Here is a 13,143-nt window from a genome sequence, read left to right on the forward strand (position 1 = left end):
GGTAACGCGCTATTACTTACGGAAAAACTCGTTATACAACATATACAAATGGGCGGCGCTCCAGGAGAAATTGGGCGCGCCCTGTTGTGCGCCGGTCAGCGGGTTGTAGTTCTCCTGAATCGGGCCGTCGGACGTCAGCCCCTTCGCGTGTTTAAAGAAGGCGTCCGCCAGCGTCAGTGCCTCTTCGCGATGGCCGTAGCGCTCCATGCCCTTCAGGCCAAACCAGAATTGATCCACCCACACGCGGCCTCGCCAGTAGATATCCGCGCCAAACGCCGGGTTGGTTAACGCGGCGGTGCCCAGCGGGACAAAGGTATTGAACTCGTTTTTATCCAGCATCACTGACACTACCGCATCGGCGTGCTGCTGCGTCGCCGCGCCGTTAAACAGCGGTGACCAGCCTTCCGGCCCTTTGCCACGCTCGACAATCGGCTTCCCGGCGCAGCCGTTAGCCAGCGGTTGCTGTTCGATACGGATGTCGTAAAAGAATTTGGTTTGCGGGTCGAACATGCAGGTATTGATGTACTCCGCCAGTTTGTTCGCCAGCGCCTGGTAATGGCGGGCGTCGTCGGATTTGCCGAGGATCGTCGCCATCTCTGCCAGGTAGTGGTTATCGCTGTACATATAGCTGGCCTGATCCACTGACTCCTGGAGCAGCGAGTAGCCCAGCAGATTGCCGATTTTATCACGGTTTTCGGCGAATTTCACCGTCCAGTCGCTGCGCTTCCCGCCGTTTGCCACGTATTTATCCAACTGTTCTTTGTCGATAAAACCAAACGCAGCCGCATCGTCGCGGCCTGATTCCCAGGACGCCGCCACCTGCGCCGGGATCTCCAGGCTGTCGTAGTCGCCTTTCGCGGTGACCGCTTCATAGGTTTGCAGCCCGGAAAGCGTCTCTTCATGGCCCGCTTTTTTCAGGGTAAGCAGCATCTCGCCGCCGGGCGTGTTGTGCGCCTTATCGCGGGTCGCGCCGTATTCCGGTACGCCATTGCCGTTGTGATCCCGGTTGCGCAGCCACCAGTCGTGATAGGCCACCAGTTTCGGATACATCTCTTCCAGCCAGGCTTTATCGTTAGTGACGCGGTACACCTCCATCACCGACCAGGCGGCCAGGCTCGGTTTGGTATTGCGCTCGTTCCAGTTGCTGCCGTCGCCGCCGCGCGCCGGGCTCAGGTTCCAGGCAATCAGATCCGGCACAAACCCGGCATCCTGCGGGCGCACCTTGTCATCAGCTTTGATCTGCCAGGAAAACACCGCGCGGATATTCTCTTTGGCGATTTCCGGGTTGAAGTGCGCCATTGCGTAAGCCTGTTTCCAGGTATCCCACGGCCAGGTCTGGTTGCCGGAGAACCAGCGCCCGGTCACCGATGGGGTCACGGTGTTATGCTGCACCGCGCCGCCCGGGGCGCGCCAGTTGCCGTTAAGGGTTTCGATGGCTTTCACCGCCACGCGGGTTTGCTCCGGTGTGGCATCAGGATTGGTCAGCCCCTTTTGCAGATAACTATTCCAGCGCTGCTGCGAGGCCGCCATATAATGCGCCGGACGCGCCAGGATATCGCGGATAACGGCTTTTTCAGCCTGAACCTGTTCGCGGGTCAGCAAATGCGAATAGGTGGTGTACAGCGTGGTGGAACCGTTAATCCGCGCGGTGCTGGTAAAACGGTGTCCGTCAATTTTGGTCTCTGCTGGCAGGGATTTATGCACCTGATACTGCGACTCTCCGGACGTCATCAGCGCCGAATCGTCACGCACTTTGCCGAAGCTCACCGTCAGGCCGTCGTGGGTGGCGCTGAGGCGGCGCTGATAGTCCGGGTAAGCCTCATCAATGGTTTTACCGGACAGCGGCTTGCCTTCTTTGGCTTCCAGCTTTTCCAGCAGTTCCCCGTCCCACACCAGCGTTAGCGGGGTGTTGCTGGTGATTTGGGTTTCCAGCAGCGAGGTATGGGCGCTGGCGAAGCGCAGAGTCATCTCGACCTTAACGCCAGGGGCGGTGAGCGTCTGTACCAGCGCCCCGGGCAGGCTGTAGGCCTGCATCGTGAAGCCCACTTTTTTGCCGTTCTGGTACACCGTCAGGCGATCGAAGTGAGTCGCCATAAAGTTGATGTACTCTTCGGTGAGCAGCGCCGGGCCAGGGAACCCGCCCATCGTTACCGGGCCGTCGGGCAACAGGTGCCCGTGCCACGCGCCGAGATCGAAAAACGGGTTAAAGCGCTGGTGGTCATCGTAGTCGTAATCGTGCATGTACTGCGGCGCGCCGGTACGGTTGATAACGTTTTTAAAGTCATCGGCAGTCACCGCGTGGGCAGAGAAACTCAGCAGCAGCGCGCAGGCCAGCGGGGCGAGGGGCGACTTGATGGTCATAATAAAAATGTCCTTATTACCAGTAGAAATATTGCATCAGGAACACCTGGTCGGCAGGGTCGCCAGAGGCGTTTTTCATAGAGAAGCGGCTGTCGGCTGCGGTGGCGAAGCGCCCGCCGCCGTACTCGTACCAGATGCCGAACTGTATAAAGGAGGTGGTTTCTTCGGCGGCGTTATCCGGGCGGTGTCTGGCGTAGCTGTACGCGGTAGAGAGGTAAACGCCCTTTAAGGCTTCAACCATGGCGCTGGCCATAAAGCCGGTTTCCGTGCCGGGGACGTGCTGGCCGTTGGCGCGGCCGGTGTGGTGCCAGGCGCGGGCCGCCAGGTTGGGCGACAGAATACCGGTTAAAAACAGCTGACCGGTGCCGTCGGTGACTTCCAGGCCGTTCATCCAGGTGACGTCTTTGGCAATGTCATACTGGACATAGCCGTTCACCATCGCCGGGTAGGTATATTTATCGTCATAGCGGTCGTACTTGCCGAAATGCAGCCAGGCTTTGCCTTCGTCATGGTGCCCGGCCGGGGTGGCGGTCACGCTGTAGCGGAATTTCCCCGCCAGGTTCTGCACCTTCAGGGCGTACATGATGTCGCGGGTGTTAGGGATCACGTAGCCCAGATCCGGGGTAAAGTCGCCCCACCATTGCAGATCGTCCAGCGACGAGTCCTGGCGCAGGCTGAGCATGATTTCGGTGCTGTCGTCGGTTTTATAACCGCCGTAAAGACGGTTAAGCCCGCCTTCAAAACCGCCCCAGCTATGATCGGGCACCCAGGCGTTGCCCTGATGGTCGGCCTGTACCGTCCAGCCCTCGCCGTAAATCAGCCCGAACCAGTGGCCATTTTTTATTTCCAGCCCACCCTCGATATAAGTCCCGTCGCTGTATTTATGTTTATATTCATTTTCCAGATCCATATATCCGCCAATGCCCATTTCGCCATAAAAGCGGTATGACGGCGCGGTGATTTCCGGTGTTTTGGTATCATCATGTTCCGCCGGTTTTGCGGTTTCAGCGGCAAGCGCAGGGCAGCAAAAAGACAGGGCAACCAGTGCCCCGCATAAGTGGTGCATATTTTTCATCGGTGTGTCCGTTTATTATTTTTAGAAAAACAATCCGTTATTGAACGTGAGACGCAGGTGCGGCCTCAATATTCTTCTCTTCCTGAGTCAGTCCTTTAATGTATTTGCTGTATTTCCACCAGGCGAAGCCGAGGAAAATAACAATGCCGCCGACGTTATAGAAAATAATGGTCAGAATATTGCCGCCGGTGGGGAAAGTAGAGGCAATAAAACCGATGGTGAAAATAACGATCAGCATCGAGACTACCGTAATTCCGGTGGTGCGCGAACCCATTTTAAAATCACGCGGCAAGTGGTCGAGTTTGCGGCGCAAATTCAGGTAGGCCAGCATAATAAACAGCGGCGGCAGCATCGACGCGGCGGCGGTCATATTAATAATGGTGTTCATTAATTCCTGAACGGTACTGGAGCCCAGCATCGGGATAATCATTAACGGGATCACGATTAAGAACTGGATCCAGGCAGCACGTGCCGGTACGCCGTTCTGGTTAAGTTCGACGGTCTTTTTACCAAAGATGCCCGCCGGGATTTCCGAGAAGAAGATTTTCACCGGGGTGGCGGTCCACATCAGCAGTGAGCCAAACATCGCGGTAAAGGACACCAGGCCAACAAAGCGGTTCATCATGATTTCCGGCAGGCCAAAATACGCCGCCAGGCCGTGGAACACCTGCACAGAACCGCCGGTGAACTTCAGCTCTTTACTGCTGATAAACACGTTAATCAGCACCGAGGAGACCGAATACAGCACGCCAATAACAATCCCGGCCAGAATGATGACTTTAACGAAGGACTTCGAGCCGCCTTTGACGTCGTTAACGTACACCGCAACCGACTCCGCGCCGCCCGCCGCCATAAAGATCCAGGTGGTAATGCCGAGGAATGCCCAGTTGAAGTTAGGGATCATCGCGTCAACGCTAATCGGATCGGCAGGCTGCACACCGCCCACCAGCGCCGCGCCGGCCAGCAAAATATAGGACAGCGTCAGCAGCAGCATCAGCGACGACGTGACCGAGGTGATCGGCCCGAGCATTTTCGCCCCGTTGGTAGAAACCCAGGTAGAGAAGGCGAACAGCACCATGCTCAGCACCGTGGTGGTGATCGGCGTGAACATGTACTCATAGCCCAAAAAGGCGTACGAGGCGTAGGCGATCACGCGCGGCAACAGCGAGGTAAAAAAGAACAGGTTCACAAACCAGTAGGTGTAGGCGGTGATAAACGCCCAGCGGCCGCCCAGCGAGCTTTTCACCCACGCGTAAACGCCCGCTTCGGAGTTCTTATTCAGCGACACGAATTCGGCAATGATCAGGCAGAACGGAATGAAGTAAAACAGCGTCGCCAGGAAGAACATCGGGGCCGACGCCAGGCCCAGCTCGATATTATTGTTAATAACGTTATTGAAGCTGAACACGGCGGCAAAGGTCAGCGAGAGCAGGCCGAACTTGCCGATGGTATTGCGTTTAGTATCAGACATGACACATCTCCACACATTGTCCTTCCGAAACCGCTGAAGGAGGTTGTGTTGTTTGTAGGATAGAGAGCCCGGTTAAGGGCTGTAACCGGGGGATGGCCCCCGGCGTTGCTTAACGCGTCATCACTTATTCAGGAAATAACCGTCTTCAATCGTCACCAGCAGCACCACTTTTTTGACCGGGGCGTCGCAGATAAAGCGGTACGCCTCGCTGTTATCGCACACGATCAATTGCCCCTCGTGAACCTGGACGATTTCGCCGATGCCCTTCAGGTATTCCCGGTCGGTTTCATCGCGATAGCAGGCGACGGTTTTTAACGCGCTTTTCGGCGCGACCTCGATTTTTTGCTGGCCCTGGAGATAGTAATGCACCTCAAAATAGCGGCGGCGGCCCATAAACAGCGCATCGGTGGTAGTACTGGTTTCCACGCGATAGCTGAGCGAATCGCCAATCGAATGGGCCACGCCGGGGCGGATCGCATCGATATTGTTGATGGCCTCCAGGCAGCGCTGCCATTTCCGCCCGCTGTGATAAACCTCGGAAAACTGCGCTAAATTATCGAGAACTCTCATTGTTCAGCCTCGCTGTGTGAAACGGGGGAAAAGAAACCGTCGCCGAACGCCTGGTTCGCCAACACCGGCGAGGAGCCGACGCCGCCTTCCAGCGGCAGCAGGGTAAAGCCATAGTTGAAGGTGTTGAGCCACACGCGCCAGCTGTCCAGCACTTCGCTGCCCCAGGAGTTGGAGCCGAGACCCAATACCTGGGCGTCGATATTCAGCGTGATGTCATCGCTGCGGCGCAGTTCGTTGCAGTGCTGGGCGGCGTGCAGATTTTCCGCGCTATAGTGCCAGGCACTGATATTCAGCGGCGCGCGCGGCACCACCAGCAGGCCGCTGCCGTGGCGGTCGGCGAACGCGGCCCAGCGCACGTGCTGGCGGTTGCCGTTGTTCTGCGGGAACGGGTAGTTCTCGAACATCTCATCAACGGTGCTGCGCCAGACGTCAATAATGTTGCTCTGCTGGCTGTCGGGATAGTTCTCGCCCGGCCCGCGACCGTAGTAATTCACCTGCTCAAACTGACCGTTAATCCCCATCATAAAGCCGATGCACGGCACGATATGCGGATAGTCGCCGTAGCGCTCGCCCTGTAACTCCACGTTGATATGGCCCTGCGGGGTAATCTGCCAGCGGTAGGTGCAGCGCATCCCGAAGTCAAACACCGGCGGCGCGATAATCGTCTTCGTGGTGATCACCACCGTTTCGCCGCGCTGCTCCGCGCTAAACCCGCGCAGATGCTCTTGCATAATTTGCAGATGGCTGGGCTGCCATAATCCTTCGTATTCCTGCTTGTGGTTGTCGATCATCGGCTTGAAGAAGTTAATCTTCGGCTCGCGGGTGATCTGGTCCACGCCGTTCACCTGCCAGTGGGTCAGCTTGCCGCTCAGCTTCGAGAACACCACCCGGAAATTGTGCCCGCTGACGGTGTAGCTCAGGCGCTCATCGTCAATCTGCAACGGCGTGGCGCTGGCATTATACGGCGCGGGTTGTGCCGCCGTGCGCGCGTTGAGCGGGAACTGGTAAACGGCGATGTCGTGATTGGCGTCGCTGTACAGGGTGCGCGAGTCTTTAGTCACCATTACGTTGATAAAGGCTTCACGTGTGTCCAGTTCAGGCAGATCGAGAGTGATATCGCGGCCGCTGTTGGGCGCTAAATCGCGAACTTTCAGGCGCTGGCTGGAGAGCGTTTCCCCTTCGGCGCGCACTTCGATGCGCAGAGTGTAGTCGTCGAGGGTCGAGAACCACAGCTTGTTTTCAATACGCAGCTGGCCGCGCCGGGCATCCGTCGCCAGCACTTTCACCGGCGCGATCACCTGCTTGTACTCACGCAGACCTGGCCCCGGCGTTTGGTCGGAGTAAATCAGCCCATCGAGGCAGAAGTTGTAGTTGTTGGGGTAGTCGCCGTAGTCGCCGCCGAATTTGTACCACACCGCGCCGTTTTCATCGGTGGCCTGGATGCCGTGATCGCACCACTCCCAGACGTAGTGGCCCTGAATGCAGTCGTGCTGATAGAACACATTCTGGTATTCAGTCAGGCCGCCCGGTCCGTTACCCATCGCGTGGGCGTATTCGCAGATAATGCGCGGTTTCTCATGGGGATGTTCGCCGAACTCGTTCATCAGCGGGACGCGGGTGTACATGGTCGAAATGATATCCACCACTTCGGCGTCGCGATCTTCTTCGTAGTGCACCAGCCGGGTGTCATCCAGCGCTTTGGTGGCGCGGTACATGGCGCGAATATTACAGCCGTAGCCGGATTCATTGCCCAGCGACCAGATGATAATCGACGGATGGTTTTTCTGGGCGTGAACGTGGCGCACGATACGCTCGACATAGACATGTTCCCAGGCCGGATCGTCGGTGATACGGCTCAGGTTGCCGACGTTGGCGAAACCGTGGGATTCGACATCGGTTTCCGCCATCACAAACAGGCCGTAGATATCGCACAGCTCGTAAAAGCGCGGGTCGTTCGGGTAGTGGGCGGTGCGCACCGAGTTGATGTTGTGCTGCTTCATCAGCTGGAGATCTTTTTCCACACGATCCATTCCAACGGCGCGGCCCTTGAGATGATCGTTATCGTGGCGGTTGACGCCGTGCAGCATCACATAATGGTTGTTGATGTAGAACAGGCCGTCGCGCACCTTGATATCGCGAAAGCCGACGCGCTGGGGGATCACTTCCAGGATCTCGCCAGCGGCGTTTTTCAACGTCATCACCAGATGGTAGAGATACGGGTTTTCCGCCGACCACGGCTGCGGGGCTTTCACATCAAGGGTAAAGCCGCTGTCCAGCGTCTGGCTAACGGTCAGCGGGCCGGTGGTGCCGTGGCAGAGCGCGTTATCACCGTCGAAAAGCGTATATTCCACGCGGGCATCAGCAGGCTGCCCGGCGAGGTTTTCCAGCACCAGCTGGCAGGAGAGGGTGGCGTCGACATAGTCGTCATTAAAGTCGGTGCGCAGGGTGAAATCCTGGACGTGAAGCGGCTGTTTACCCACCAGGTAAACATCCCGGAAAATCCCGGCTGACCACCACATGTCCTGGTCTTCAATATAAGTCGAATCCGCCCACTGCATCACCCGCACGCACAGCAGGTTTTCGCCGGTTTTTACCGCCGCGCTGATGTCGAATTCCGCCGTTAAGCGGCTGCCTTTACTAAAGCCGATGTACTGGCCGTTAACATAGACTTCGAAGTAAGTTTCGACGCCGTCGAATTTAATAATCGTCTGTTTACCCTGCCAGTTTTCACCGAGGGTAAAGGTGCGCTGATAGGCCCCGGTGGGGTTATCTGTCGGCACGAACGGCACGTCAATCGGGAACGGGAACCCCTCATCGGTGTACTGCAATTTGCCGTGGCCTTCCATCTGCCACATGCCCGGCACGGTGATAGTTCCCCAGTCGTTTAGGTATTCGGAGGTAAACGCCTCCGGCACCAGCAGCGGGTTGGTGAAGAAACGGAAGTTCCACTGCCCGCTGAGCGACAAAAAGCGGCTGCTGGTTTCACGTGCAAAGGTCCGGGCCTGGGCCAGCGAATCGTACGAGAAAAAGTACGCGCGCGGCGCCAGCCGGTTTTCATGAGTCAGTTGAAGATTTTCCCAGCGATTCATATCGCCTCCCTGAACGGCCTGAGTTGTTGTTTTGTATTTTAGTAAAAGTTTTACTAAATAAAACCAACAGGAATGATTTACTTTAACTCGATCACAGAATGCGTTTTCAGGAAGGACGGAAAAAAAGCCGGAATAGCGGGCGCTATCCGGCGGTATAGCGGGGTTAGCGCGTGGTGCCGCGCAGTTTCAGGACGCTGGGCACAAACACGTTTAGCGGCAGCGCGCGACCATCGCGGGCTTTTTCAACCAGCAGGTTGACGCCCTGGCTGCCCATCATTTCTGAATGGATGCGCACCGTGGAAAGCGGTGGGAAGGTAAACCGCGCGGTGGGGATATCGTTAACGCTAATCAGCGAAATATCCTGCGGAATAGACAGCCCACGCTCGTGGATAGCGCGCAGTACGCCGATGGCAATGGAGTCTGAGGCCACAAACAGCGCGGGGGGATAGTCCCCTTTTGCCAGCATGGTTTTCGCCAGTTCATAACCGGAGGAGCTGGAAAAACCGCCGCGCCAGATATCATCCTGGGATACCACGCCTTTGAGCTGCCCGTATTCGACAAACGCCCGTTCGCGGATATCGGCTTTACCCGGCTCATCCTGGCCGCCGATAAATCCGATACGTGAAGCACCCTGGCTGATAAAGAAGTCGACCACCTCTTTGGCGATGCGCACCAGGTCGATATCCACCGCGTCATAGCTGCTGCCCGGTTCGTGGAAATCAATAAAACAGATATTGTCGGTATGCGCCGTAATGGTTTCGCGCAGGGCGCGGGCGGGCTTACCGACGATCAGCACCCCGGTGATTTTCTTCAAATCAGGCAGGGTGTTATTGAGATAGCAGTTGGTCAGCTCAATGCCCAGCTTCTCGCACTGGGTCTCGACCCCGTGACGGATCGCCAGATAATAGGGGTCGTTGATTTCCAGGTCCTGCTGGTAGCTGTACAGCGCCAGAATATGGTGATGGCCCACGGCAGGCGTCTGGGATTTCCGCGAGCTTGTGCTCTTATACTCCAGCTTTTCCGCGATCTCCAGGATGCGGTGTTTGGTCTCTTCTTTCACATTTAACGAGGGATCGTCGTTTAAAACCCGTGAAACCGTCGCCAGTGAGACGCCCGCTTCGGCAGCGATATCTTTCAGTGTGGCCATCATTTTCCTTATCTGACGTTGCCCCTTTTCGCCCGCTCATTGTAAAGCAAGCCGGCGCGCCTGCATCTGTTTTCAGTAAATATCCGTGGGTTTATTCATCCCTGCCGGACAGCGCAAACCGTGACCCGATTAACAATTTTACCGGTAAAACGCGGTACGGAAAAACTTTGCTGTTATATTTTACTAAACTTTTACTAAGGAGGAAGGATGGATACGGTTGCTTATGATGATTTCGCGAAGCTGGAAATGCGCACCGGCAAAGTGGTTGAGGTGAAACGCCACGCCAACGCCGACAAGCTGTACATTGCGCAGATTGATGTCGGCGGCAGAACGCTGCAAACGGTGACCAGCCTGGTGCCGTACTACAGCGAGCAGGAATTGCTGGGTAAAACGGTGGTAGTGCTGTGTAACCTGGCGAAGGCGAAGATGCGCAGTGAAACGTCGGAGTGCATGTTGCTATGCGCGGAAACCGACGACGGCAGCGAAAGCGTACTGCTGACGCCGGAGCGCCTGATGCCGGCAGGCGTGCGGATCGTGTAATCAATGGCCCTCTGATACAGAGGGCCAAATCAAGCTATGCGCGCCGTCCCAGCGGCACCACCAGCGGCGTACCCGCCACCGGATCGTCAATAATCATGCAGCGCATCCCGTAGATACGTTCGATCAGATCCGCGGTGACAATCTCTTTCGGATCGCCTTGTGCCACAATCACCCCTTCACGCAGCGCGATGATGTGATTCGCATAGCGACACGCCTGGTTGAGATCGTGCAGCACTGCTGCCAGCGTAAACCCCTGGTCTTTGTTCAGCGCACTCAGCAGCTCCAGCAGATCGATCTGATGGCTGATGTCCAGCCAGGTGGTGGGTTCATCCAGCAGCAGAATCGAGGTTTCCTGAGCCAGCACCATGGCAATCCAGGCGCGCTGGCGCTGGCCGCCGGACAGGGTATCTACACTCTGGCTGGCAAGGGCTTCAATCCCGGTGGCTTTCATGGCGCGGCTCACGGCCTGCTGGTCCTCATCGCGCCAGCGGGTAAACAGCGGCTGGTGCGGGTAACGGCCACGGCTCACCAGCTCCTGCACGGTGATATCGCCGGGCGCGCTGGCGTTTTGCGGCAATAAACCAATGCGCCGCGCCACGTCTTTGGTGGCGTACTGCTCAATGTGTTTGCCGTCGAGCCACACCTGGCCGTTGAGCGGCTTCATCAGGCGGCTTAAGGTGCGCAGCAGCGTCGATTTGCCGCAGCCGTTCGGGCCGATAATGGCGGTGAATTTGCCATCGGGGATCGACACGTTAAGCGACTCGGCAATGATTTTTTTGCCGTAGCCGAGCGTCAGCGTGGCGCCATGCAGGCGGGAATGGGTCATCTCTTGCGGGACTCCTGAATCAACAAGGCGATGAGGTAAATACCGCCGATACTGACGGTAACAACGCCCACGGGAAGCTGGTAGGGGGTAAACAGACGCTGGGCGCATAAATCGGCGGCCAGTAACAGGGTGCCGCCGCACAGCGCCGACTGCAATAAACCCAGGCGTGAGGTCAGGCTTAAACGCCGGGCGATATGCGGCGCGACCAGCGCGATAAATGAAATCGGGCCTGCCAGCGCGGTCGCGGCGGCGGTGAGCGTCACGGCGGTCAGCATCAGCAGCAGCCTTGAACGTTCAACCGCCACGCCCAGCGCGCAGGCGCTGTCATCGCCCATCTCCAGCAGGCGCATCCGGCGCACCAGCAGCGCCGCCGCCAGCATGGCAATCGCAATCAGCGGCACCGCCGGGAAGGTTTTGCCCCAGGTCAGGCCGTTGAGCGAGCCGGCGTTCCACATCTCGGCAGAAAGCGCGGTCTCCAGCGAGGCCTGTAACAGCAGCCAGGTATTGAACGCCACCAGCATGGCGCGCATGCCGATGCCGATAATAATCAGCCGGAAAGTGTCGATGCCGTTGCGCCACGCCAGCGCCCAGACCAGCAGCGACGTGACGATACCGCCGCCGAGGGCCGCCAGGGTGATGGCGCTTAAACTCTGGCCGAACAGCACCATGGCGATCAGCACGCCGCTCCACGCGCCCATGTTAAAGCCCATGACATCGGGGCTGCCCAGCGGGTTGCGCATCAGCGACTGGAAGATCGCGCCGCTGACGCCCAGTGCCGCGCCAATCACCAGCGCCATTAATACCCGTGGCAATCGCCATTCCACCACGACTAACGAAATCTGGCGCGGGCCGTCGCCCAGCAGCGCGCTAATGACCTGCGAAGCGGAAAGCGGCAGAGCGCCGCTGGATAAACTCCAGACTGACATTGCCGCCGCCGCCAGGCAAAACAGCGCCAGCACGGTCAACAGGCGAGGGGAGAGGCTCATAGCGTCACTCCATTACGCCGACGGCGCACCAGATAAATCAGCACTGGCGCGCCGATAAATGCGCTCACCACCGAGACGCGGATTTCGCCCGGTACGATCAGGCGGCCAATAATATCGGCGAGCAGCAGCAGCAGCGGCGTCGCCAGTAGCGTAGCGGGCAGCGACCAGCGGTGATCCTGGCTCACCAGCCAGCGCGACAGGTGCGGCATCATCAGGCCAATAAAGGCGATGGGGCCGACCAGCGCCGTCGCGCTGCCGCACAGCAGGGTAATTGCCGCCAGGCCGAACAGCTGGGTGCGGGCGACGCGGCTGCCGAGCGCAGTGGCGGTGTCGCTGCCCATGCTCAGGCTGTTTAACGACCGGGCCAGCAGCAGCGCGATTAACAGGCCGATGAGCACCGGGGCCAGTACCACTTTCAGGGTCATCAGGGTGCGGATATCCAGCGAGCCGGACTGCCAGAAACGCAGCTGGTCATACACCACCGGGTTTAACAGCGCGATCCCGCTGGACAGCCCTTCCAGCACCGCCGCCAGCGCCACGCCCGCCAGCGTCAGGCGCACCGGGCTAAGCTGCCCGCCGCCCGCGCTGCCGGTAAACGCCACCACCAGCGAGGCCGCCATCGCGCCACCGAAGGCGAGAGCCAGCAGCATCATCGGCGAAGATAAACCTAACAGCGCGGTGCCAACCACGATGGCGAAACTGGCGCCAGAGTTGACGCCCAGCAGTCCGGGGTCGGCGAGGGGGTTGCGGGTCAGCGTTTGCATCAGCGCGCCCGACACGCCCAGCGCGCAGCCCGCCAGCAAACCCGCCAGGGTGCGGGGGAGGCGCACATCGCGCACGATCGTGCAGTCGGGGCTTTGACACTGACCGCTTAGCGCGTCCAGCACAACGGAGAATTCAATCGGCTTTGCGCCAATCGACAGGCTTAACGCCGACATCAGTAGCAGCAAAATGATAAGGCCCAACAGCGCAGCCGTGCGCCCTGGTAACCGGAAAAGCGACATCACAAATATTCCACAATTGGTAATGATAGTTATTATCACTCTTATTGGCGCTATGTTAGCATGACGGCCCCGTT

Annotated in this window: 10 protein-coding genes; 1 reads left to right on the forward strand and 9 read right to left on the reverse strand. The window is 58.1% G+C overall.

Annotated features, from left to right (window positions below):
• Positions 1-12 precede the first annotated feature (12 nt).
• The 6 genes from ygjK to ebgR form a co-directional block, all read right to left on the reverse strand.
• Entirely contained in the window at positions 13-2,361 is a 2,349-nt protein-coding gene (gene ygjK, locus ACVV26_RS06985) for an alpha-glucosidase (protein ID WP_474800706.1), read from the reverse strand.
• 16 nt (positions 2,362-2,377) lie between these two features.
• Positions 2,378-3,436 carry a protein YgjJ gene (gene ygjJ / locus ACVV26_RS06990; protein ID WP_312979720.1) on the reverse strand — a complete coding sequence of 353 codons (1,059 nt, stop codon included), beginning with the start codon at positions 3,434-3,436 and terminating at the stop codon, positions 2,378-2,380.
• Positions 3,437-3,473: 37 nt separating this feature from the next.
• Positions 3,474-4,907, reverse strand: coding sequence for an amino acid permease (locus ACVV26_RS06995; RefSeq protein ID WP_312979717.1), 1,434 nt, complete (start codon positions 4,905-4,907; stop codon positions 3,474-3,476).
• A 120-nt stretch (positions 4,908-5,027) separates the two neighbouring features.
• Positions 5,028-5,477, reverse strand: coding sequence for a beta-galactosidase subunit beta (locus tag ACVV26_RS07000; protein ID WP_312979714.1), 450 nt, complete (start codon positions 5,475-5,477; stop codon positions 5,028-5,030).
• Positions 5,474-8,566: a beta-galactosidase subunit alpha gene (gene ebgA, locus ACVV26_RS07005; protein ID WP_474800707.1), complete on the reverse strand. Its 3,093-nt coding sequence runs from the start codon at positions 8,564-8,566 to the stop codon at positions 5,474-5,476. The genes ACVV26_RS07000 and ebgA overlap by 4 nt, the downstream gene beginning before the upstream one ends.
• Before the next feature lie 163 nt (positions 8,567-8,729).
• Positions 8,730-9,713, reverse strand: coding sequence for a transcriptional regulator EbgR (gene ebgR / locus ACVV26_RS07010; protein ID WP_474801769.1), 984 nt, complete (start codon positions 9,711-9,713; stop codon positions 8,730-8,732).
• Between the two features lie 207 nt (positions 9,714-9,920).
• Here ebgR and ACVV26_RS07015 point away from each other — a divergent pair, with 207 nt between their 5' ends.
• Positions 9,921-10,253 carry a tRNA-binding protein gene (locus ACVV26_RS07015; RefSeq protein ID WP_474800709.1) on the forward strand — a complete coding sequence of 111 codons (333 nt, stop codon included), beginning with the start codon at positions 9,921-9,923 and terminating at the stop codon, positions 10,251-10,253.
• A gap of 34 nt (positions 10,254-10,287) precedes the next feature.
• On the opposite strand, the gene fepC is transcribed toward ACVV26_RS07015, so the two are convergent.
• From fepC to fepD, 3 genes are read right to left on the reverse strand one after another with little or no spacing between them, the layout of a single operon-like run.
• Positions 10,288-11,079: an iron-enterobactin ABC transporter ATP-binding protein gene (gene fepC / locus ACVV26_RS07020; protein ID WP_474800710.1), complete on the reverse strand. Its 792-nt coding sequence runs from the start codon at positions 11,077-11,079 to the stop codon at positions 10,288-10,290.
• The gene (fepG, locus tag ACVV26_RS07025; protein ID WP_474800712.1) at positions 11,076-12,065 is read right to left on the reverse strand and encodes an iron-enterobactin ABC transporter permease; all 990 of its coding nucleotides are present in this window, start codon (positions 12,063-12,065) and stop codon (positions 11,076-11,078) included. Before fepG ends, fepC begins: the two co-directional genes overlap by 4 nt.
• Positions 12,062-13,069, reverse strand: coding sequence for a Fe(3+)-siderophore ABC transporter permease (gene fepD, locus ACVV26_RS07030; RefSeq protein WP_474801771.1), 1,008 nt, complete (start codon positions 13,067-13,069; stop codon positions 12,062-12,064). Before fepD ends, fepG begins: the two co-directional genes overlap by 4 nt.
• Positions 13,070-13,143 lie beyond the last annotated feature (74 nt).

This window comes from Atlantibacter sp. MEI4A-1023, assembly GCF_056155425.1.

Bases quoted from the DNA above. Each gene is read 5' to 3' on its own strand.
- ygjK (WP_474800706.1), bottom strand. From the start codon at position 2,361: ATGACCATCAAGTCGCCCCTCGCCCCGCTGGCCTGCGCGCTGCTGCTG.
- ygjJ (WP_312979720.1), bottom strand. From the start codon at position 3,436: ATGAAAAATATGCACCACTTATGCGGGGCACTGGTTGCCCTGTCTTTT.
- ACVV26_RS06995 (WP_312979717.1), bottom strand. From the start codon at position 4,907: ATGTCTGATACTAAACGCAATACCATCGGCAAGTTCGGCCTGCTCTCG.
- ACVV26_RS07000 (WP_312979714.1), bottom strand. From the start codon at position 5,477: ATGAGAGTTCTCGATAATTTAGCGCAGTTTTCCGAGGTTTATCACAGC.
- ebgA (WP_474800707.1), bottom strand. From the start codon at position 8,566: ATGAATCGCTGGGAAAATCTTCAACTGACTCATGAAAACCGGCTGGCG.
- ebgR (WP_474801769.1), bottom strand. From the start codon at position 9,713: ATGGCCACACTGAAAGATATCGCTGCCGAAGCGGGCGTCTCACTGGCG.
- ACVV26_RS07015 (WP_474800709.1), top strand. From the start codon at position 9,921: ATGGATACGGTTGCTTATGATGATTTCGCGAAGCTGGAAATGCGCACC.
- fepC (WP_474800710.1), bottom strand. From the start codon at position 11,079: ATGACCCATTCCCGCCTGCATGGCGCCACGCTGACGCTCGGCTACGGC.
- fepG (WP_474800712.1), bottom strand. From the start codon at position 12,065: ATGAGCCTCTCCCCTCGCCTGTTGACCGTGCTGGCGCTGTTTTGCCTG.
- fepD (WP_474801771.1), bottom strand. From the start codon at position 13,069: ATGTCGCTTTTCCGGTTACCAGGGCGCACGGCTGCGCTGTTGGGCCTT.